Annotated in this window: 16 protein-coding genes; 5 read left to right on the top strand and 11 right to left on the bottom strand. The window is 64.1% G+C overall.

Annotation, left to right across the window (positions count from 1 at the left end; genetic code table 11):
* Positions 1-6 precede the first annotated feature (6 nt).
* The 4 genes from BSF38_RS25855 to BSF38_RS25840 form a co-directional block, all read right to left on the bottom strand.
* Complete coding sequence (locus tag BSF38_RS25855) at positions 7-1,332, bottom strand: 6-phosphofructokinase (RefSeq protein WP_076349940.1); 1,326 nt, start codon at positions 1,330-1,332, stop codon at positions 7-9.
* A gap of 185 nt (positions 1,333-1,517) precedes the next feature.
* The gene (locus tag BSF38_RS25850; RefSeq protein WP_076349939.1) at positions 1,518-2,231 is read right to left on the bottom strand and encodes a thioredoxin domain-containing protein; all 714 of its coding nucleotides are present in this window, start codon (positions 2,229-2,231) and stop codon (positions 1,518-1,520) included.
* 55 nt (positions 2,232-2,286) lie between these two features.
* Complete coding sequence (locus tag BSF38_RS25845; protein ID WP_076351470.1) at positions 2,287-3,612, bottom strand: alpha-L-fucosidase; 1,326 nt, start codon at positions 3,610-3,612, stop codon at positions 2,287-2,289.
* A gap of 406 nt (positions 3,613-4,018) precedes the next feature.
* Entirely contained in the window at positions 4,019-4,828 is an 810-nt protein-coding gene (locus BSF38_RS25840) for an IS5 family transposase (RefSeq protein ID WP_076343325.1), read from the bottom strand.
* On the opposite strand from BSF38_RS25840, the gene BSF38_RS25835 reads away from it, so the two are divergent.
* Positions 4,817-6,133: an HNH endonuclease gene (locus tag BSF38_RS25835; protein ID WP_145952329.1), complete on the top strand. Its 1,317-nt coding sequence runs from the start codon at positions 4,817-4,819 to the stop codon at positions 6,131-6,133. The two genes, BSF38_RS25840 and BSF38_RS25835, sit on opposite strands and share 12 nt — an antisense overlap.
* Before the next feature lie 148 nt (positions 6,134-6,281).
* Here BSF38_RS25835 and BSF38_RS25830 read toward each other — a convergent pair whose 3' ends face one another.
* From BSF38_RS25830 to BSF38_RS25805, 6 genes are all read right to left on the bottom strand, one after another.
* A complete protein-coding gene (locus BSF38_RS25830; protein ID WP_076349937.1) occupies positions 6,282-6,764 on the bottom strand; it encodes a hypothetical protein in 483 nt (160 codons plus the stop codon).
* Positions 6,730-8,283 carry a SpoVR family protein gene (locus BSF38_RS25825; RefSeq protein ID WP_076349936.1) on the bottom strand — a complete coding sequence of 518 codons (1,554 nt, stop codon included), beginning with the start codon at positions 8,281-8,283 and terminating at the stop codon, positions 6,730-6,732. Before BSF38_RS25825 ends, BSF38_RS25830 begins: the two co-directional genes overlap by 35 nt.
* Positions 8,284-8,334: 51 nt before the next feature.
* Positions 8,335-9,033 carry a Uma2 family endonuclease gene (locus BSF38_RS25820; protein WP_076349935.1) on the bottom strand — a complete coding sequence of 233 codons (699 nt, stop codon included), beginning with the start codon at positions 9,031-9,033 and terminating at the stop codon, positions 8,335-8,337.
* Positions 9,034-9,174: 141 nt separating this feature from the next.
* Positions 9,175-10,278, bottom strand: coding sequence for a DUF444 family protein (locus BSF38_RS25815; RefSeq protein WP_076349934.1), 1,104 nt, complete (start codon positions 10,276-10,278; stop codon positions 9,175-9,177).
* A gap of 588 nt (positions 10,279-10,866) precedes the next feature.
* Entirely contained in the window at positions 10,867-12,924 is a 2,058-nt protein-coding gene (locus BSF38_RS25810; RefSeq protein WP_076349933.1) for a PrkA family serine protein kinase, read from the bottom strand.
* 574 nt (positions 12,925-13,498) lie between these two features.
* Positions 13,499-14,944: a hypothetical protein gene (locus tag BSF38_RS25805; protein ID WP_145952328.1), complete on the bottom strand. Its 1,446-nt coding sequence runs from the start codon at positions 14,942-14,944 to the stop codon at positions 13,499-13,501.
* 348 nt (positions 14,945-15,292) lie between these two features.
* On the opposite strand from BSF38_RS25805, the gene BSF38_RS25800 reads away from it, so the two are divergent.
* A complete protein-coding gene (locus tag BSF38_RS25800) occupies positions 15,293-16,618 on the top strand; it encodes a serine/threonine-protein kinase (RefSeq protein WP_076349931.1) in 1,326 nt (441 codons plus the stop codon).
* A gap of 79 nt (positions 16,619-16,697) precedes the next feature.
* Here the strand turns inward: BSF38_RS25800 and BSF38_RS25795 are convergent, their stop codons facing one another.
* On the bottom strand, positions 16,698-17,318 hold the full coding sequence (locus BSF38_RS25795; RefSeq protein ID WP_168189460.1) for a sigma-70 family RNA polymerase sigma factor: 621 nt from the start codon (positions 17,316-17,318) through the stop codon (positions 16,698-16,700).
* A gap of 722 nt (positions 17,319-18,040) precedes the next feature.
* Here BSF38_RS25795 and BSF38_RS25790 point away from each other — a divergent pair.
* The 3 genes from BSF38_RS25790 to BSF38_RS25780 all read left to right on the top strand — a co-directional run bounded on the left by BSF38_RS25790 (position 18,041) and on the right by BSF38_RS25780 (position 21,118).
* A complete protein-coding gene (locus BSF38_RS25790) occupies positions 18,041-18,700 on the top strand; it encodes a hypothetical protein (RefSeq protein ID WP_076349929.1) in 660 nt (219 codons plus the stop codon).
* 239 nt (positions 18,701-18,939) lie between these two features.
* Entirely contained in the window at positions 18,940-19,932 is a 993-nt protein-coding gene (locus BSF38_RS25785; protein WP_083713480.1) for an SDR family oxidoreductase, read from the top strand.
* Between the two features lie 19 nt (positions 19,933-19,951).
* A complete protein-coding gene (locus tag BSF38_RS25780) occupies positions 19,952-21,118 on the top strand; it encodes an AI-2E family transporter (protein ID WP_076349928.1) in 1,167 nt (388 codons plus the stop codon).
* The last annotated feature ends 117 nt before the right edge of the window (positions 21,119-21,235 follow it).

Here is a 21,235-nt window from a genome sequence, read left to right as displayed (position 1 = left end):
CTTGCCTTAGCTGTTCTGCGAGCCTTCGAGCAGGCGCGCCAGGCGCAGGAAGTCGGAGCCGGCGTCGATGAACCGGACGACGGTCACAAGGGTCTCGGGGTCGATCAGGTCGCTGAACGGGACGTAGGTGAGGCTGAGTTGACCGGTCGTCGAGATCATGACGCCGTCGTACTGCTGTTCGGCGAGGGCGCGGTAGGCTCCGACGCCGAGCTGGCTGCCGAGCATGACGTCGAACGCGTGCGGCAGGGCGCACCGCGACTCGTAGCCGAGCTGGACGGGGGTCATCCGCCGCTTCTTGCCGGTCCGCTTCTCGTACTCCTTCTCGACGAGCTTGACGATCTGCTGGGAGAGATTCGTCGCCGCCAGCGAGATGTGCCCGTGTTCGTCGAATTTCACGCCTTCGAGGTAACTGCTCGGCAGGAATCCGGCGAGTCCTTCGGCGACGACCACGACGCCGTGCTCCTTGCCCACCTTTTCGCGGGCGAGCATCAGCTTGACGATCGAATCGACGAACTTGTCGACGTTCATGATCTTGCGCGTGGTCGCGACGCCGGTCTTGGGATCGGTCAGCGTCTCTTCGGTGGCCAGATCGCCGGTCATGTCCTCGACGCTCAGCACGAGGCTGGCTTCGCTGGCGATGGCGGCCCCGTAGGCGAGCCAGCCGGCGCTTCGGCCCATGCACTCGGCGATGAAGTAGCCGCGCGTGGCCTCGGCGTCGGCCAGCAGGTTTCGGATCTCCTCGGCGAGCGTTTCGACGGCCGTGAAGTAGCCGAACGTGAAGTCGATGCCGCGGTAGTCGTTGTCGATCGTCTTGGGGACGTGGACGACGGAGATGCGCTTCTCACCGGCCGGCAGGGCGTCCTGGAAAAGCTTGAACTTGTTGGCCGTCTTCAGCGTGTCGTCGCCGCCGATCGAGACCAGGGCGTCGACCCCCAGCGACTTGAGGGCCTCGTGGACGGTCCGCAGGTGGACGGTCCGCTTGGGGTCGGCGATGTGGCTGGGGTGCGAGACGTCCTTGCCGGGGTTCGTGCGCGCGGTGCCGATCATGATGCCGCGGGTGTTGCGCGTCCGCCGCAGTTTCTTGGAGTCGAGGATGACGTAATCGCGGCCCTCCTGCATCGGATGGTCGGGCGCGAACTCGACCAGGTGGGAGTACCCGTTCATGACGCCGACGACTTCCACGTCGTGGTTCACGAACGAGGCGGCGCAGGTGGAGATCACCGCGTTGGCGGCGGGGGCGGGGCCGCCGGCGAACAAGATGGCGACGCGGCGGATCGGGCGGCCGGTCGGCTTGAGGGCGGCGTGCGCGGCAGCGCTCGGCGAGGCGGACATTCGAAGCTCCATCCAGATTGACTGGGGTCTTAATAAAGCATTTCGGCGTGTGAAAGCACAGACGGCGACAGACGGTCGCGGCGGGCGGAGTCGCTCGCAAAAGACCTCGTCGGGGTCGTCGCCGCTCTCTTGGCGCGTTCACCAAGTCAAGTCGTGAGCAAGAGGCGATTCTTAACGAACCAACATTAACGCCGGGCGGCGCTCGCCACAACGTCATTCCGTCGGTCCGCACCTCGCCCCGGCTGGAATTCGTCGGCGACGCCAGGGGCCGCGCCGACCCGCGCGAAGTGCGCCTCTTCGAGCGGCTCCAACGATTCGAGCCAGCGCCCCGCCTGCTTGGCGAGTCGGTCGATCGTCTCTTTTCCCGAGCCTCGGGCGATCGTGGCGATGCGACCCTCGGGGTCGACCAGGAAGTGCCACGGTGGGTCGGCACCGTCGACTCCGAACACGCGCCGGGCCTCATGACCGGCCAGGTAGAGTGGCAGCCGCCCCTCGCCCTGGTATGCGGCCAGGGCCGTTCGGAGCTGTTCGGGAACGCCCTGGTCGACGGCCGCGGCGACGACCGCAAACCGCTTCGACGGCCTGAGCTTCTTCCAGACCGCTTCGAGCTGGGGCAGGACGGCGCGGCCTTCGACCGATTCCGCCGACAAGAAGACCAGCCAGGTTACGCGGCCTTCGACCCCGAGCAGGAGCAGTGGTTCGTCGTCCTGAAGCCGTTCCAGCCGGGTCGGCGGCAGGAGTGAGCCGACCGTTGGTGGTGTGGGCCAAAGCCCCGGACCGAGCCTCAGCCACGCCGTCGCGATCACCAGCGCGAGTGTGATGAGGCCGAGCACCGCGCTCGGCCGATCGTATCGCTTGCCGGGGGCGTCGCCGCTGGGGATCGCCGGGTCGGTCGACATGGGAGAGGTCCCGAAATCAAGGGGGAAAAAGAGGCCGACGAATCGACGAATCCGATCAACGGCCCAGCGCGGGGGGCGACAAGACGATGATCGCGTCGTAAGGCGCCCGGCCATCGACGGGTATTTCCAGCTTCGTCCGGCCGTGTTCGGGGTCCCGCTCCAAAGGAGTCGCTTTGCCCAGCGGAATCGCGTCGTACTCGACCAATTCCTCGGGCAGCATGATCGAGTGAGCGTCGGGCTTGAGGAGGTGGAGGTAGATCGCCGGCGCTTTGCCGTCGCGGCCGGTGCGAAGGGTCGTCACCCCCCACCACTGGGGCGGAATCGGACCTCGGCGCGTGCCATAGACGGCCTCGCCGTTGCTCTCCAGCCATCGGCCCACGGTCAGCAGCCGTTCGGTGAATTCCGGGCCGATCGCGCCGTCGGGCTTTGGACCGACGTTGAGCAGCAGGTTCGCGCCTCGTCCCGCCGCGCCGACGAGCGCCTGAATGATCTGCTCGGGCGACTTGTAGTGATCGTCAGTTGCGTTGTAGCCCCACGACTGGTTCATCGTCAGGCAGGTTTCGAGCGGCAGTGCGGTGGTCACGCCCGCCTTGTTGAACCCGGCCGAATTCTCGCCCGGCAGGTCTTGCTCGAACATCTGGAAGTCCTCGCCGGGAAACGGCGCGACGTGGTGGTTGTTGCCGACCAGGGCGCCAGGCTGAAGCTCGTGGATCAGCTTGTACGTTCCTTCCAGATCCCAGGCCGCCTCGGGGCGATCCCACCAGCCGTCGAACCAGATTCCGCCGATCTCGCCGTAGTTGGTGCAAAGCTCGCGAACCTGACCCTGGTAGTAGGCGACGTACTTCTCCCATTCGCCTTTCTTCTCACGTCCCGCCTGATGACCCGACTTGCCAAGCGGGTAGAAGTCGGGATGATGCCAGTCGAGCAGCGAATAGTAGAAGAAGAGCTTGATGTGTTGTTTGCGGAGGGCTTCGGCCAGGGCTTTCAACGGGTCCTTGCCATAGGGCGAGGCGTCGACGACGTCGTAATCGGTGAGCTTGCTGTCGAACATGCAGAAGCCGTCGTGGTGCTTGCTCGTGATTGTGACGTAGCGGACGCCGGCCGCCTTGGCGAGCCGCGCCCAGTCCTCGGCGTCGAACTTGACCGGATTGAACTGCGGCGGCAGCTTCCGGTACTCGGCGATCGGAATCTTGTCGGTCTCCATCACCCACTCGCCCTTACCCAGCAGCGAGTACACTCCCCAGTGGATGAAGAGTCCGAACTTGGCGTTCTCGAACCATGTCCGGGCGTCGGCCGTCTGGGGCGCGGCGTCGTCTGCGCGGGCCGGGACGAAGCCGGCCAGCAGCAGGCAGAGCCACGCGGCCGGTCGGCCGATTCGCATCCGAAGTTTTCCCCGATGTCGCGTCGTCATGGGTCGTCCTCCGTCCAATCCAGCTAGATCGTGGCGATCGAGCCCGACTCGCGCATCATAACCAACCTCGGGTGGTAAGTCCCGCGCCGAAGGGCGGGTTCGAAACGCGAAAGGCGAGGCCCCTCGCCGCAATGGACGCACTGTTGCTTCTGAGCTTGCATCCCTGTAGACTCCGGCTTAATGCCGTCGGGCCTATTCATCTTGAGCCGTCCATGTGAGCCCGACGGGGACGTAATCTATCGAGCTACTCGACGATGGGCTTCCTTTTCCTCGCGATCGCGTGCCTCGCCACCGTAGGCGGTGGAGGATATCTCGTTCATCAGTCCCGTGAGGACGCCAAGGCTCGAGAGAAGGAGCGGCACAAGCTTAGAGCGTGTTATGCACTTGTTGCCAGGAGCGGAGCGGCTTTGCGGAGCATGAGGAAGCTGAAGGCGATGAAGTTCATGCCGGCGAGGACTTCGGGCAGGCGTTCGTAGTCCTTGGCGAGGCGTCGGAATCGCGTCAGCCATGCGAACGAACGCTCCACCACCCATCGCCTCGGCAACAGGACGAAGCCTCGCTTGGCCTCGGGCAGCTTCACGACTTCCAGGCGAATCCCGTGGTCGGCCGCGGCACTCTCCGCCGCCTCGCCCGTGTAGCCCTGGTCGACGAACGCGACTTCCACCGAATCGCCGGTGGCCGCCTGGACGGCCTCGCACAGCTCGGCGACTTGCGTCCGGTCGTCGTCGTTGGCGGGCGTCACGCCCAGCGCCAGCAAATGCCCGAGCGTGTCCACGGCGATATGAACTTTCGACCCCTTGATCTTCTTGTGACCGTTGTAGCCGGCGCGGTTGCCGCTCTCGGGCGTGGAGCGGAGCGTTCGGCTGTCGAGAACAGCCGCCGAGGGCTGGGCCTTGCGATCCTTGGCGAGACGGATCGTGACCCGCAGATCCGAGACGACGGCCTCGAAGCAGCCGGCGTCGATCCAACGACGAGCCTGCTGGTAGACCGCGTGCCAGGGAGGAAAATCGGCGGGCAGATAACGCCAGGGGGCGCCGCTGCGGGAGAGCCAACGAAGGCCGTCGAACAGATCGCGAAGGTTGTAGACGCGCTGCGCGGCGTCCTCGCGCACCAGGCAGAGATAGGGAAGCACGAACTGCCACTCCGCATCGGTCGCGTCGCTCGGATAGGGCTTGTGGGTGATCATGCCTATCCTACGCCCTGCACTGGACTAAAGTTCATAACACGCTCTAGGTCCGGCTTCCGGCATTTGCTAACACGCGAACTTCGTAAAGCCAAAGCATCGCGGTTCAGCTTCTCGGACCTCGTGGCCGGTTGTGGCATCGAGCGGGCCGAGGCCGACATCGTCGCGGAGGAGTTCTACGGGGGATACTGTCAGAAGGTGTTCAGCGACGGCGTGGTCTCCGAGGATGAACGTCGGACGATGGACCGGTTGACCACCGCCTTAGAGATTCCGTCAGAGGTCGCGTCCTCGGTCGAGGGCAAGGCGCGCAACGCCCAGTATCACCGTGCGGTCTCATCGGCGCTGGGAGACGGCCGCATCTCCCAGGACGAACTCGAAGAACTCGAGAGTCTTCGTCGATCTCTCGGCATAAGTCGTAAGGAGAGCCTCGCGCTGACGGAGGACATGTCTCGAGACGCGTACGTCGCCGAGATGCGGCGTCTGGTCCGCAACGGTCGATTCACACCCGAGCTACGGGACGATCTCGCCAGGCTCAAGCTTGCACTGGCTATATCCGACGCCGACACCCCGCTGTTCCTCGCCGGACATGCAACGGACCTCTATCGCGAATGCATCACGATGGCTATCCAGGATGGCGTGGTCACTCCAGAAGAACACCAGATGCTGAAGTGGCTCCAGGCCGAAACCGGCTTATCCGAGCCGGACGTGGCCCCCTTCTGGAAAGAGATCCGCGACGCCGAGCGGCGTGAGGGCTATCGCAACGGCGACCTCCCTAATGTGCGGACGTCAAAACTCCTGGAAGGCGGGGAGACGTGCCACTGGGACGGCCCGTGTGTGTATCGATACGAGACGCCCAAGAGCGAATTTCGGGTCGACGGCGAGTTGCTCATCACGGGCAAGCGGGTCGTCTTTCTCTCTCCAACCAAATCCGTCTCGTTCCCTCCTTCGAAGATCCTCGACCTCAACCTTTATTCCGATTGCCTCGAAGTCAAAGCAAGTTCCCGGCAGGGGACCGGCCACTACTTCGTAACTGACCCGCGTGAGCTCGACGCCGTACTGACCGGCGTCGTTCGTAAGCACAAATACCTACTCTCTGAAGATTATTCCTCCTCCCGAACTCGACACATCCCTGACGAAGTCAAACGCGAAGTCTGGGATCGTGACGGCGGCCGATGTGTCCGTTGCAGCGCAACCGACTATCTCGAATTCGACCACATCATCCCTCACGCCCGCGGCGGCGCTAACACCGTCGGCAACGTTCAACTTCTCTGCCGAAGGTGCAACAATTTGAAGAGAGATCGGATCTGAGTGAGGCGGTTTAACAGCTTGCGGTCGGCTGACTCCTTCACTCCAAATACCGGCTGATCGGCGAGGATCATCTGGACATCCCTATGAAAGGCGAGATCCGCGGATCACGGATCTCGCCTGGAGTCGGTCGTCCGGCTGTTGGAAGTCTTCAGACCGCGCTGGCGGCGATGTCGTCGGCGAGGCGCTCGACGACTTCGCGGGTCAGGTGACAGGGGGTCCGCCGGCGCTTTCGGTCGGACTCGTCGTAGACGTAGCGTTCCAGCCGGCAGGTTCCTCCGCGGTTGAGCCGGACTTCGTAGAAGCCGTGGGCGTCAGCCCGAGGGGTGGGCGCAGCGCTGCGGATCTGGACCTCACCGCCTCCGGCGTCGATCTCGAGGACCCGGAGCGGCTCCATGAGATAGGTGACCCGCTTCGCCAATTGATCGCCCCAGGCGTTGAGGGCCGAGGACGACCAATCGGCGCGGTTGGTCGCGGCGAATTCGAGCGTGTCGAACGCCACGCCGACTGCGTCGAGGGCGGTGATGTCGAGGGTCATCCGGTTCGGTCCTTCATCGACCGTGATCGTGCAGGGAAGGTTGTAGGCCCGCGTATTTTCATCAAGCGCGGCGGCGATCTTTCGGCTCAGCGTCATGGGAAGCACCCCCCAACGGGCGGATCGAGTGATCGGTTCCGTCAAAAGACAACAGAGTGGGCCGCCCGTCGACGGTCGTCTCGAGATGAACGGGACGTGTCCAGAGGCGGTGAAGATGACGAATCGTGTCCTGGGCGTAGTCCAGGCGGAGATCGACGCCGAAGTGTTCCTGGTTCAGGTACAGCTCGCCGCGATTGCGGTAATTGCCGTCTTTCACCCGGATGATCGGCTGGCCGAAATTGGTCAGGTTGAAGAGGAGCCGTTCCTTGATCTTCTTGAACTCGCGGCTCTCGATCTCGTAGACGTCGTTCTGGTCGTTATGTTTGAAGCTGAACAACTGGTGTCGCTTGCAGAAGTCTTGAGTCAAGAAGGTGTCGATGAACGTCACGTCGTTGTGGATCCGCCGCACCTCGAAGATCTTCTCCCGACCCAGGCCGACCTGCTTGTCCCATCGGCGTTTGACTTCGTAGTTGTCGCACTCGTCCCATTCCGGGCCGAACTGCCCCTTGTTCCATCGTTCCTCAATGTCGCGCAGCAGCTCGATGCCCACCTTGTACGGGTTGAGACGTCCCGGCTGCGTGGCCATCGTCCCCGAGTGATGATCGGCGTAGTCGACCACCTCCGAAGGGTGGAGGATCTTCTGGGTCATGATCGTCGAGTGCCAGAACGAGGCCCACCCTTCGTTCATGATCTTGGTCTGCCCCTGGGGCGCGAAGTAGTACGCCTCCTGGCGGATGATGTCCAGGACGTCGCGCTGCCAGGGCTGGAGCGGGGCATGCTCGATCAGGAACAGGAGCACGTCCCGCTCGGGCTGCTCGGGGAACGACATCGGCTTGGCGTTCTGGCGGTCGCTCTCCTTCTTGCGAAGCTCCGCCTTGAGGATTTCGGGGGGGTTGATGAAGCCGTCCATGTAGCCCTTGCTCTGGAACTTCGACGGCAGCGCGTCGTCTTCATCCTCGGCGGCGAAATCGTACCGATTCACCGCGGCCCGGCGCTTGATGTGGGGCGAGTAGACGTCGATCAGGTTCTCGAGCGACAGGCAGGAATCGATGAAGCTCTCGACCGCGTCCTCGCCGAACCGTTCCATGATGGAGCGGATGCGGCTGCCGTGGTTGGCCGTCTCGTCCATCATCTTGCGGTTCGTCTGGCTGAACCAGATATTGTTCTTGAAGAAGTCGTTGTGGCCGTAGACGTGGGCCATGACGAGCTTCTGGTCGACGAGTTGGTTGCAGCGCAGCAGGTAGGCGTAGCACGGGTCGTTGTTGATGACCATCTCGTAGATCTTCTGGAGCCCGTAGCGGTAGCCCTTGGAGAGCTGCTGGTACTCCATGCCGAACCGCCAGTGCGGGTAGCGAGTCGGGAATCCGCCGAACGCGGCGATCTCCGAGATCTCGTCGTAGTCGAGAACTTCGAAGATCGTCTCGTAGAAGTCGAGCCCGTAAGTCCGCGCATGATCCTCGGTGTCCATCTGGATCGCGCGGAGGTCGGCGGGCAGGTTGTGGGTGTTGACGGTCGACATGAGACGGGTCTCGCTTGCGAGCAACGGAATCAACTAGACGCGACGACGTTCTCAATCACGGTTCGGTTCGATCTTGATCTCAGGCCGGCGGCGCGGGACGACGGCCTCGCGGACCCAGCGGCGGACGGCCTTCGCCCAGGCGGTGTCGTCGTCCTCGGGTCGCTCCGCCGCCCATTCCTGGATCTCGGCCGCCGAGACCGGGACCGCGAGGCTCGATTCGGCCGGGGCGTACTGCCCCGAGGCCTGGAGCGTAAGGATCGTCAGCGCGCGGCCGTCGCAGACCCAGACTTCTGGGACCTGAAGCCTTCGGTAGACTTCGACGGCCGCGTCGGCCTTGTGGGTCCAGACGACCTCGACGGCCAAGTCGGGGGGCGGGTCGATTTCGAGATCGATCTCGGTCTTTCCTCGAACCCTGACCACCGAGGCTAGATAATAGGTTTGGTCCCCCTCAACGCCCCCCTTTTCCGAACCGCGCCGAAACGTCGTGCTTCCCGACGCGATGCAGGGAACGTCCAGCTCCTCGACGATCACCTTGATGAACCAACCGAGGCGTTCCGCGAGGCGTTCATGGGGGTACGAGGGAGACATGAGCAGGAGGCTCCCGTCCAGATAGACCATTCGGGGCACGGGATGTTCGCCCCGAATCTTCAGGATCGACTCGTACCCCGACCAATCGACGTCGTGGAGGACGACGCACGGCTCGATCGTCGAGTCGGTCGCCGGGCGGGTCTCGGCAAGAGTGGTCGGCATCACGTCGGCTCCATCGAAAATCAGTCGGGTCGTGAAGGGAAGGCGCCCCGCCGGTTGTAACCGGGGTCTGCGACCCCGGGACGCGCGCCGTGGGACCGAACCGGCCTCATCGAGTCCGCTCACAAAACCGGTAGGGGGCGTTTAGCGTCCTCGTCCCAGGAACTCCTTGATCGAGTCGTAGATCCCTTCCTTATTACGTATCTCGGAGAGGGCCATGTTCGGAACATCGTCGAACGCTTCTTCGAGTTCGCGGTAGAACTCGCCCGATCCGTAGGGGCTTTCGACCTGTCCGTAGCAGAACAGGTTGCATTTGGGGAGGAGCTGGTCGCGGAGCAGGCTGATGCACTGGCGGTTGTCTTCGCCCCAGTTGTCGCCGTCCGAGAAATGGAGGACGTAGATGTTCCAGTCGATCGGCGAATGGAACTCGTCGATCAGCTTGTTGGCGAGGTTGTAGGCCGAGCTGATCCGCGTGCCGCCGCTCTCGCGGGTGTGGTAGAAGGTGTGCTCGTCGACCTCGCGGGCGACGGCGTCGTGGATGATGTAGCGGGTGGTCACGCCGTCGTACTGGCTCTTGAGCCAGGTGTCGATCCAGAACGCCTCGGTCCGGACGATCTCCTTCTGGTCGTCGGTCATCGAGCCCGACACGTCCATCAGGTAGAGGACCACGGCGTTGAACTGGGGCGAGGTGATCGGGTTCCACGACCGGTAGAGCTTGTCCTCGCGGATCGGGATGACCAGGGGGTCGCGGGGGTCGTACTGGCTGGAGGCGATCTGCCGCTTGAGGGCCTTCTTGTAGGTCCGCTTGAAGTGGCGGAGGCTCTCGGGGCCGGCCTGGCGGATGCCGGTGTATTTGTCTTTTTCCTCGATGATGTTGGCGCGCCCCTTGGGCTCGATCCGGGGCAGCGCGAGCTCCTCGCCGAGGATCTGCGCCAGGTCGTCGAGGGTCAACTCGACTTCGAGGATGTGGTGGCCGGGGGCCTCGCCGGCGCCCTGCCCTGGTTCGCCGTCGCCGGAGCGGCCGATCGGCGTGCCGACGTCGCCCGGCCCCTGCCCCACGCCCCCGCGGTTCTTGTCGCCGTAGCGGAACTCGGGGATCTCGATCTGGGGGAGTGGGATCGACACGAACTCGCCGCCCGACTTGCCGATCAGTTCGCCGTGCGTGATGTACTTGCGCAGGTCGGACTTGATCTTCCCGCGGACGATTTGCTTGAACCGACTGGAATCTCGATCGATTTTTCGGACCACGGCTGATTTGCCCCCGCCGCTCAGTGGGTTGGGTTGACGAGAATGGCCGACGCATCGACCGCGCCCGGACCGACCCGGCTTCGCTCCTCCATCCCTTGGCGAGGCCGGGCGTGCTCGTTGTTGAGCCGGACCGAACCGCTTCCGACCCGGGCGCGGACGTCTCATCCCCGCGACGGGCTCCCCCTCGGCGCAGGCCAGATGGCCCGCATCCCGGAGAGATCCACGATCCGACCGGCATTCAGATGGCAAAGATCAGGTTGTGCGTACGCGGGTGCGGATCAGAAAGAAAAACGTCGCAGACCGGCGTCGGGTGGAGGTGGGGTGACGAGGTTGCTGCTCGCGACGGTCGCGATCCCGGTTTCCGATCCAAAAGAGGTATTCGATCTCAACAGCAAATTGTAGACCGCGACGCCCTTTCGATTCAAGGACAGTATCGCACTTCCGCCGGGGTCGCAGGCGTTGTCGCCTCGCGGCATCATGTCGCCCAGGTTTTCAGCAGCGGGCGCCCGTCGCTCGCGCTTCAAGCCGTTCGGCCGCCGCCGTCCTGATCCGGACGGCGGCGGCCGGTGGGGCTCGCGGCGGCGGTCGTCAATGACCGCCGCGCTTGACGTCGCCTCGGGCGAAGATGCTGGCGACGTAATTGAGCACGTCGGTCGCCGAATCTTCGTCGTAACCGTAGTTGCGGATCAGCCGAGCCTTGACGATGTCGATCTTTTCCTGTGTGTCCTTGTCGACCACGCTCGACACCAGGGTCGTCAATTTGATCGTATCCTTCTGATCCTGGAACAGTTTCAGCTCGAGCGCCTTCTGGAGCCGTTCGTTGGTCCGGTAGTCGAACTTCTTGCCGTCGAGGGCCAAGGCGCCGATGTAGTTCATGATCTCGCGACGGAAGTCGTCCTTGCGGCTCTCGGGGATGTCGATCTTCTCTTCGATCGACCGCATCAGCCGCTCGTCGGGCTCCTCGGTCTGCCCGGTGTACTTGTTCTTGACCTTCTCGCGCTGGGTGTACGCCTTGACGTTGTCGATGTAGTTGCCGCAGAGCCGGGTCAGGGCGTCTTCATCGGCGGCGATCGCCCGCTGGACTTCGTTCTTCACGATGTCCTCGTACTCCTCCTTCACCAGCGACAGCAGGTGGCGGTAGTGTTTGCGGGTCTCGTCGCTGTTGATCAGCGAGTGGTGCTTGAGCCCCGTCTCCAACTCGTTGAGAACCATGAACGGGTTGATCGAGCGCTCGGTGGGATGCGCCACCAATGCGTTGGAGATCTTGTCCTGCACGTACCGCGGGCTGATGCCCAGCATCCCCTCGCGCTCCGACTCCTCGCGCAGCTCCTTGATGTTGTCTTCGGTGAACCCCGGCAGGGTCTTGCCGTTGTAGAGCTTGAGCTTCTGCATGAGCGTCAGGCCGGCATTCTTGGGCTCTTCGAGCCGGGTCAGAACCGCCCACATGGCCGCCACTTCCAGCGTGTGCGGGGCCAGCCGCTTGCCGCGCACCTTCCGCTCGTTGTAGTCCTTCTGGTAGATCTGGATCTCGTCCTGCAAGCGAGTCACGTACGGGACGTCGATCTTTACCGTCCGGTCGCGCAGGGCTTCCATGAACTCGTTCGACTGGAGCCGCTTGTACTCGGGCTCGTTGGTGTGCCCGATGATGACCTCGTCGATGTCGGTCTGCGCGAACTTCTTGGGCTTGATCTTGTGTTCCTGGCTGGCGCCCAGAAGGTCGTACAAGAACGCGACGTCGAGCTTGAGGACCTCGATGAACTCGATCACCCCACGGTTGGCGATGTTGAATTCACCGTCGAAGTTGAACGCCCGGGGGTCGCTCTCGGTGCCGTACTCGGCGATCTTGCGGTAGTTGATGTCGCCGGTCAGCTCGGTCGCGTCCTGGTTCTTCTCGTCCTTCGGCTGGAACGTGCCGATTCCGATCCGGTCCTGCTCGGAGAGGATCAGCCGGCGCACCCGGACGTCCTGGACGACGCGCGACCAGTCGCCGTTGTACCGCTCCATCCGCTCGTTGAACATCTGCCGGCAGAATGGGCAGAGGTCCCCTTCGATCTTCAGGTCGTAGACGCGCGGGATCTCCTCGTCGGTCAGCAACGAGACGATTTCCGCGCGGTGCTCGGGCGGGATCAGGTGCAGCGGCTCCTCGTGCATCGGGCATTCGAGGTATTCTTCCGCGCCGTCGCCGTCATCCTTCCACCCGTAGGTGAACAGCCGGCCTTCCTCGATCTTCGAGTACCGTTCAATCCCCTTCTTGATCAACCGGGCGAGCGTGCTCTTGGAGCTGCCGACCGGGCCGTGCAGCAGCAGCACGCGGCGCTCGGTGCCGTAGCCGTGCGCGGCGCTCTTGAGGATGTTGACCAGGCTGATCAGGGTTCGCTCGAGCCCGAAGATGGCGTCCTCGCCGTTGGCGTCCGGGTCTTCGAAGAACTTGTACTGGAGCAGCTTCTCCTTGTTGACGACGATTTCCTCAGTGCCCTTGGACAAGATCATGTCGTACAGCCGCTGATACGCGGTGCGCGTGACCTTGGGGTCGCGTTTGACGAGGTCCAGGTACTCGGCGAAGCTGCCCGTCCAGTGCTTCTGCTTGTAGTCGTCGAGATTCTGGCGACGAGCGATGAGCGAGATCAGATCCGATCCTGCGGACATGGCTGGAATCCTCCTGAATGCCGATCGTTCGGGTTGTTGGCCGACCGAGAGGAAGCCGACGCTGCGAATCGGTCGATTCCGTCCGCAAGTCGTCCCATCGAACACTCGCGGCACGGAGGGGCGTTAGCCTCGTTCCGGTTGAGGTCTCGGCCGAATTGTCAACGTGTTCGACGCGACGGGAAAGGCCCAGCCGATCCGATCGCCGTGAGCGATCGCCGACCAAGCGAAAAAGTCCGGGAGCCGGACGATAAGGTCTCCGTTGGATGACCATTCGAGTCGACTGGGCGTCCGCCGTCGGCGAGCCCAGGCCGCTGTACGTCATTACAACTGCGGCGTTGTTCTTCTGTCAAGCGAGCCAGGCGCCTCGCGACGCCGCGGTCGCACCGATCGCGGCCCGGTTCGCAACGCTCTCTCTATGTAGTGTACGACCCGGAACGCGGGATTGTGAAAACTCAGCCTCGGATTTTCGCGGACGGCGGTCTTTGTGGTTCCAACTTACCCTCCTCGTTCCATCATCAGCAAACGCCGCGCCTTTCGATGATCGCCTTGCTGTGGAACGCCGTTTTGACGACCTTCACGGTCCGGCGATCGGCTCCGCGTCCGGCTCCTCGGAACCCTCGGGAGCGGGAGCGACGACGTCGAGCGCCGGGAGCGGATCGGAAGCGGCGGCCGCGATCGGCAACGATCGCTCGGCGAGCGTGACGAGGGCTGAGAGCGTCCAGAGGCCGATGGGCATCGTCGCGTAGTGGGCGTAGCTGTCGGCCGCCGCCAGCACCCATCCAGCCGGCGGCAGCAGGAAGACCAGCAAGTACGTCGTACCGGCCGCCGCCGCGCAGCCGAGGCCGGCGACCGCCAGCCCGACCACCAGCCTACCGGTCTCGCGGGCCAGCAGCCGGCGGTATCCGTGGAACGTCTCGGCGAGGGAGCCGCGACTCCAGGCGATGACCCCGACGGCCCCGACGAGCACCAGCGAGGCCCCTTGGAGGTCGACGAGCCCCCAGCCAAGTTGCCAGCGGATGTAGCGGCCGACCGTCGTCGCCAGCACCTTCGAGGGGACGTGCTGAGACGCGAGGAAGACCGCCGTCGCCATGTAGCGCGCCGGCAAGGCCAGCAGGCACCCCAACGCCGCGGCCGGCATCAGTTTCAACGCCTGAGTGGGATCAAGGCGCGTCTCTCCGCGAACGTCGGAACCGGCGTCGCGCAGCTCGACCAGCACCCACGCCAGGAGGAAGCCGTCGCAGAAGAGCATCAAGGCCGGGACGATCAGCGTTTCCAGGACCAGGCAGTTTCCGACCGGAAGCTCGGCGCTGCCGGCGGCCTTGGCGACGATCCGGTAGACTGCATAGAGCCCGGCGCAGGTCCACACGACGGTCGCCCAGCCGTCGATCGTTCTTCGGTCCCGGATCGAGAATCTCGGCGCGGCGGCTTGGGCCGAAGCATTGGTCGCGACCACGAACATCGGTCGCACGCCCGACGCGAATCGGAAGACCAGCCAGATCGCGGCGAGCAGCGCGGGAAGGTTGTCGGCCAGGCCGGCGAGGTCGCGCAACGGCGTCAAGGCGGCCGTCAGCCCTTGCTCAAGGGCCAGCTCGCTCCGGCTCCTGGTCCGGAAGAGGAGCAGCAAGTCGCTTCGGCCCCGGTCCTGGTTCTCGAAGAAGAACGCCAGAGTCAGAGCGCCGGTCCACGACATCACCGTGAAGCCGATGGCCGCGACCACCAGCCGACCCGCCCGCCAGACCCGCGCGGCGGCGGCCTGAGCCAGCCGGACGTGCCCTGGAACGTCGCAAAGCTGCTTGAGAAGCGGGCCCGCCCCTTGCAGCGCCAGCCCGATCAACACGAGAGCCCCGAGCGCCCCCAGGAAGATCCAGAGCCCCTCGAAGCCGGGAACCGGCTGAGGCGACGACAACGTCAGCCCGCCGCACCAGCGACGAAGCGCCAGATAAGCCGTCGCCGCCGGATTCGTCGAAGCCCCCGAACCTCCCGACTGCGCCCACACCAACGGCGTCGTCATCAAGCTCATCAAGCCTCCCGATCCTCGCTCGCTGCCGACGATCCGACGCCGAAACTCGGCGGTTTCCGTCGCTCTCTCGATCAATGCCTCCGACGAGTGTACTCGGCCGTTCCGGACGACGCCAGACGTCGGATGCGGTTGTTTCGACTCGGGGGCTTGCCGTACGAAACGGATCGCCTTCGAATTCCCATTTCGACGACGGACTTGCATGTCGGGGGAAGATTGGGTTAAACCTGAGTCAGCATGTTCGAGAAGTATGAAACTGTCTTAACGCGTTGCTGTCGATCAAGCGTCCGTGCTGGATTTCGTCGCCGTTCCGTCCGTGGATGTCACCCGTCTTGGTAGGGAGGATTCGCCGTGCCGATTCGCGAAACCTCCGACGCCGGTCTGCTCCCCGAGATTCCGGGCTATCAGGTGCTCCGCGCACTGGGCCGAGGGGGGATGGGGAGGGTTTACCTGGCTCGTCAGCACGCCCTCGGCCGGGACGTCTGCGTCAAGGTGCTGGCGATTCCCGACGGCGTGGACGCCGAGTCGTGTCGCGAGCGGTTCCGCCGCGAAGCCGAGCTGCTGGCGATGGTCTCCCATCCGCACATCCTGACGGTTCTCGATTTCGGGACGACGGCGGACTCCGGCGTTCCGTATCTGGTCACGGAATACATTGAAGGAGGGGACCTCCGCAGGCTGATGCGGGGCGGTCCGCCGCTGGCGGTGGCCAAGGTCCGCGCGGTCGTCTCGCAGATCGGCGAGGCCCTGGTCTGCCTCCAGCTCAAGGGTATCTTGCATCGTGATCTGAAGCCCGAAAACATCCTCATGCCGACCGAGTCGCTGGTCAAGGTCGCGGATTTCGGACTCGCGGTCGTCCAGAGCCAGAAGGGCCTGTTGACCGCGACCAATTGCGGGCTCGGCACCGTCGGCTACGCGTCTCCGGAACAACAGAACGCACTCGAAGTCGACGAGCGCTCCGACCAGTACTCGCTCGCGGCCCTGGCCTACGAGCTGCTCACGAGGAAGCGCGTGCTGGGGCTGTTCATCCCCCCCTCGGAGATCAATCCGAAGCTCGCCAGGCAGGTCGATTCGGTCTTGGCCAAGGCGCTGGCGCAGGACCCTGGGAATCGCTATTCCAAGCTCTCGGATTTCTTGCGCGACCTCGACGCGGCTCTGGCGTCGTCGGCCGGCCGCTCCCGGTGGTTGCTTCCACTGGCGATCGGACTGCCGACCGTCGCGGTCGGAGTGGCCCTGGCCTCCTGGAGCTGGCGACACGGCGAAAGTCGAACCGCTCCGGAGCGCAACCGGCCGGCGAGCAAGCCTTGGGTCGGCGCGCCGCGGAGCGACGCGACTTCCGCGCCCGGAGTCGTGGAAAAGCAGACCGCCGCGCCGCCGCCCGCGCCCGAACCGTCGCCGGAATTTCGACGCTTGACCGAGCTTCGGGCGTTCGCGATCTGGAAATCGCAAGGCAGCCCCGAGGGCGAGGCGGGCGAGGCCGTCCGCGAGCCCAACTGGTTCCAGGCGGAGGCCGAGATCACGGCCGAAGTCAACTTGCGGGCGTTTCGCATCTGGGAATCCCAGGGCCGACCCACCGGGGCCGCGGGGGAAGCCGCCAGCGAACCCAACAGGCGACGGGCGGAAACCGAGCTGCTCAAGGAAGCCGAGGGCGCCGTTTCGCCAAAGGTTTCGCCTGAGTAGATCCTCCGTCCGAGCGTAGTCGAGCGGCCCGAGGGCGGTCGGGCCTCGGCCCCCGTCCGCTCGCGATCCCCGCGCCGGCTCAGACCTGTTCCAGTTCGAGCTGCTCGCGAAGCCGTTCGATGGCTCGCAGCCAGGCCTTCCGCGCGGCGACCGTCGAGATCGCCAGCCGCTGGCCGACTTCCTCGAAGGTCAACTCGTCATGGTGCTTCAACAGGAGCACCTGGCGATCACGGGCCGGCAGTCGTTCCGTCGCGGCCCGCAACATCGTCGCCGTCTCCTCACGCTGAATCAGGGCGCTCGGAGTGGAATCGGAAGCGCTCAGGTCGGCCGTCAACGACGAGGCGGCGTCCATCGGCACCTCGCGGAAGGCGGCGCGGCGGGCCGTGCGATAACTCCGTCGCAGATGGGCCGATGTGTTCCGCAGGATCGCCTTCAGCCAGAGCAACAACTCGGCCGAAGTTCGCCCCTCGAACCGGTGGAACAGGCGATGCGCTACAAGGAACGTCTCCTGCACGAGATCCGATGCGCCTTGTTTGGCTCTCAGGTCCATGGGCAGTTCGTGGCTGGCGGCATGTAAGAGGTGCTCCCGGGTCATCTCGAAGAGATCTCCGAGGGCCTCGATCGATCCATTGCGCGCCAGTCCAAGCAGCGATTCAATCGCTTCGTCGTTCGTCCTGTCGGCGATGAGCTGTTGGTTCATTTCCGGACTCCGGCTCATGGGAGACGGCACTTCGGTCATCGACGCACCCGAAATCGGCCAGGATTCGTCCTAAACGGAATTGAACGAAAGCCTTAAGGGTGGGCTTGCGCGCAACACGCAGACGGGTTCGAGACTGGCGGCACGCTTGTCGGTTCCAGAACAGTTCCGAAATCCCAAAAATTATTCTTCGATCGAGGTTTAATTTGCAAGATGAAAGGGAATTAGGGATTATGAGGGTTATCCGGAGGGTGCGCCGGAGTTTGTCGGAAGTGAGGTCGTTCTCGGCCGTGCATCCATGATTTGCGGCTGGAGTCCAAGAGATCAGCCGTATGCAAGCTTACCTCCGTGTGGCGAGAATGGCACCTGAAATCCTGATACGCCAATGATTACGCAGGAATTCTAGTACACCAATACTCACGCAGGTTGGCGACCATGCGGCCTACTGGGGGCGAAGTCTTCGACTCGTTGGAGGATGCGACAAGAGGGACTCGCTCTTAAGTAGACGTCATGGCCGCGATGCGAAATCCATTGAGGCAGCCAAGCAATTGGGGCGTCGTCCCGACGGCAAGTCGCTCCGCTCGATGAGCGAACGACTTCCTGGCTGGTGTTCGCCGGTGTTTCCGCAAGCGGTTGGGTCGTGATCCACCGCGAGTTTTCGACTGAGTTTCGGGTCCGCTTTGATGCGGATACTTGCTCTGATCGGCCGACTTAGAGAGGAACCCATGAAGAAGCACCACTTTGTTCCCGGTCACGTCGCGATCCTTGAAGAACGAGCCTTGCTCAGCGGCGGGTTCAGGTTCCCCGCTGCTTTGGGCGGGAGCAACACGCTCGGCTTCAAGGGCGCGCTTGTCCTGACGAGTCGGACGTACAGCAACGTCCAGAGCCAGATCAACACAGCGATCCTGAATTTCAACAAGAGCGTGCTGAACCTTTACAACCAGCAGAAGGGCTTCACGGACACCTTCGACGCCAAGATCGGAGTCGGTACCTACGGCACGGGGGGCAACGACTGGTCGTACGGCAACGGAACCGCGCTGGCGAAGCTCGACGCCAAGATCGCCTCGCTAGAGTTCAAGCTTCCCTACGGCGGCGGCCTCAGCACCAATAACCCGACCGGCGGCGCCGGTCTCTCCAACCGCACCGCGCTGACGACGCTCAACCCGGCTTCCAGCTCTGAGTCCGTCGGCAACCTGTCGGTCGCGGAACTCCTCGAGAACGCGGTCGCCAACTCGACCACGCAGCAAGAGCTGCAGAGCAATCTCGAGCAAGTTCGCATCCAGACCCTGGCCCGCACCAGCACCACGACGACCGGCATCTTGCCGTCGTACGTCGCCGCGTTCGGACCCGCCGGCAGTCACGCCTTCGGCACCAAAAACACCTGATTCGACCCCGAAGATCGGTCAAACGCCCGGCGACCTCGTCGCCGGGTTTTTCATTTCGAAAAGAGGGTCTGAGAAAATCGAAAGGTGTCGCAGTGCGACGTCTTTGCTATCATGGCAGCCGCCGCCGGGGGCCATTGAAAGCACCCTCGCGCCGGCGGTGCGGAAGTCGCGCGTTCGGGCCGGACGGCGGCGGAGTTGGTCGTCTGGGGATTCGAGAGAACGGGGAGGTCTTGTTCGGAATGTCGACACAGTTTTCGGTGGCTCGACCTGCCGTTTTTTCCGCTCAATGGGACGCCAAGGCAGAGACTCCGTTGCGGGCCGTGGTGGTCGGCGGGTCGGGACAGATCGGGGGATGGCTGTTCCGGTATCTCGCCGAGCGCGGGCACCAGGCGGTCGGCACCTATTCCAGCCAGGCGTTCTCGGACCTGATCGCGCTCGACGCGGCGGACCTTGACGCCGTCACGGCTCTCTTGCGCGCGGAGCGGCCCGACGTGGTCTTCTACCCCGCGGGTTTCACCTGGGTTGACGGCTGCGAGCGCGACAAGGCGCGGGCCTACGCGGCGAACCTCGAACAGCCGCTGCACGTCGCCCGGACCGCGGCCGATCTGGGCGCGCGATTCGTCTACTTCTCGACCGACTACGTCTTCGACGGTGTGAAAGGGCGGTACTCCGAAGACGCGCCCACGAACCCGCTCTCCGTCTACGGGCAAGCTAAGTACGACGCTGAGGTCGCGCTCGCGGAGGTCCTGGGCGACCGGCTGCTCACGGTCCGGACCTGCTGGGTCTACGGCCCCGAGCGACAGGGCAAGAACTTCTCCTACCAGCTCATCCGCGCTCTTGAGCAAGGCAAGCCGATGATTTGCCCGAGCGATCAGGTCTCGAGCCCGAGCTACGGGCCCGACGTGGCGCGCGCGGTGCTGCTGCTGGTCGAGGCGGGCGCCTCGGGCCTGATCCACGTCGTCGGTCCGGAGATCATGGATCGGGTTCGGTTTGCCCGCGCCATCGCTCGCGCCTTCGATCTCGATGAGAGCCTGATCACGGCGACGCCGACGGCCGAACTGGGCCAGGGCGCGCCCCGCCCTCTGAACGCGGGCCTCCTGATCGACCGTCTCGAATCGTGCAAGCCGGGCCTGATGCGTTCGCTCGACGCCGCCCTTGAAGACTTCCGCGCCAAGCTCGGCGCGCCCGAGCTTCGGTCCTGGCTGGCCCCCGCGCTCACGACGAGAAGCTGACTCAAGGAGCGTTCCCGCCTTGGAGAACCACGCGACCGCCGCCGCCGACCCTGGAGCCGCCGACGACGACCTGGGATCGATCCTGGACGCAGCCGCGCCGAAGCCGGGCGAGACCGCCGGCGCGGCTCTGTTGCAACGCGCTCCGAGCCTCAGCGGCGTGCGGATGCTCGCCTTCGTGCTGGTCATTATCGCGACGAGTCTCTATCTGCTCGAACGACTTGAGCCGGTCCTCCGTCCGCTCTTGATCGCCGTCCTGCTCTGCTACCTGTTCCTGCCGCTGTATAATCGCCTGCGCCGGAAGATGTGGCCGGTGCTGTCGTTCCTCTCGATCGCGATCGGCTTCACGCTGGGAATTCTACTCCTGACGCGGATGGTCTACCGCGACGTCGTCGAGATCGACGCCAAACTGCCGATCTACCAGCAGCGCGAGGCCGAGCTGGAGAGCCGGTTCCGCGAGCTGTCCAACTCGTTTACGTCCCGGTTCCAGAGGTCGAACCCCGACGCCAAGGCGGTCGAACCCGAGGACTCGCTCACCAGCGAGCTTTCCCAGCGGCTGGTGCGCGGAGCGGCGTCGGCGTTCGTGTCGATCTCGCTCGAATCGGTCGTGATCGCCTTCTACATGATCTTCCTGCTCCAGTCGGCGTCGCGGCTGCCCCAGCGGATCACCGCCAGCTTCTCGACGGGGCGGGCGCAAGGGATCATGGAAGTCGTCGAGTCGATCAACCACGCGATCTCCGAGTATCTGGCGGTGAAGGTGAAGGCCAGCCTGCTGGTCGCCGTCCCGATCGGCCTGCTGTGCTGGGGGTTCGGGATCACCGGCGCGGCTACCTGGGCCGTGATCACGTTCTTCGGCAACTTCCTGCCGTACATCGGCCCCTTGATCGCCGTGGTTCCGCCGGTCACGCTCGCGTTTCTGGAGTTCGACTCGATGTGGCCGCCGATCGTTTTCACGCTGATCTTGATCACGATTAACGGAGTCACCTCGAACGTGATCGAGCCGGCGATGACCGGCAAGGCGCTCGGCCTTAGTCCGTTGATCGTGCTGATCGGCCTGGCGTTCTGGAGCCTGCTCTGGGGACTGGTCGGCATGGTGCTCGCGGTGCCGCTGACGGTGATCTTCAAGATCATTCTCGAGCACACGCCGGCGACCCGGCCGATCGCCCGTCTGATCTCCGACGAGGAGTGACGAGGGCGTGACGTTCGCCCGCCGAGGCCCGAAGGGATTTTTCCGGGCTTCCTTGACGGTTGACGGGCCCTCGCCTTACAACCCTCCTGCACGGATGACGATTCGATGAATCGAAAC

Source organism: Paludisphaera borealis, assembly GCF_001956985.1.
In the GTDB taxonomy this organism is placed as follows: domain Bacteria; phylum Planctomycetota; class Planctomycetia; order Isosphaerales; family Isosphaeraceae; genus Paludisphaera; species Paludisphaera borealis.
Note: the sequence above shows the minus strand (reverse complement) of the source record. Positions and strands in the feature narration are given on the sequence as shown.

Bases quoted from the DNA above. Each gene is read 5' to 3' on its own strand.
- BSF38_RS25855 (WP_076349940.1), bottom strand. From the start codon at position 1,332: ATGTCCGCCTCGCCGAGCGCTGCCGCGCACGCCGCCCTCAAGCCGACC.
- BSF38_RS25850 (WP_076349939.1), bottom strand. From the start codon at position 2,231: ATGTCGACCGACCCGGCGATCCCCAGCGGCGACGCCCCCGGCAAGCGA.
- BSF38_RS25845 (WP_076351470.1), bottom strand. From the start codon at position 3,612: ATGCGAATCGGCCGACCGGCCGCGTGGCTCTGCCTGCTGCTGGCCGGC.
- BSF38_RS25840 (WP_076343325.1), bottom strand. From the start codon at position 4,828: ATGATCACCCACAAGCCCTATCCGAGCGACGCGACCGATGCGGAGTGG.
- BSF38_RS25830 (WP_076349937.1), bottom strand. From the start codon at position 6,764: ATGACGCTGAGCCGAAAGATCGCCGCCGCGCTTGATGAAAATACGCGG.
- BSF38_RS25825 (WP_076349936.1), bottom strand. From the start codon at position 8,283: ATGTCGACCGTCAACACCCACAACCTGCCCGCCGACCTCCGCGCGATC.
- BSF38_RS25820 (WP_076349935.1), bottom strand. From the start codon at position 9,033: ATGCCGACCACTCTTGCCGAGACCCGCCCGGCGACCGACTCGACGATC.
- BSF38_RS25810 (WP_076349933.1), bottom strand. From the start codon at position 12,924: ATGTCCGCAGGATCGGATCTGATCTCGCTCATCGCTCGTCGCCAGAAT.
- BSF38_RS25805 (WP_145952328.1), bottom strand. From the start codon at position 14,944: ATGAGCTTGATGACGACGCCGTTGGTGTGGGCGCAGTCGGGAGGTTCG.
- BSF38_RS25795 (WP_168189460.1), bottom strand. From the start codon at position 17,318: ATGAACCAACAGCTCATCGCCGACAGGACGAACGACGAAGCGATTGAA.
- BSF38_RS25790 (WP_076349929.1), top strand. From the start codon at position 18,041: ATGAAGAAGCACCACTTTGTTCCCGGTCACGTCGCGATCCTTGAAGAA.
- BSF38_RS25785 (WP_083713480.1), top strand. From the start codon at position 18,940: ATGTCGACACAGTTTTCGGTGGCTCGACCTGCCGTTTTTTCCGCTCAA.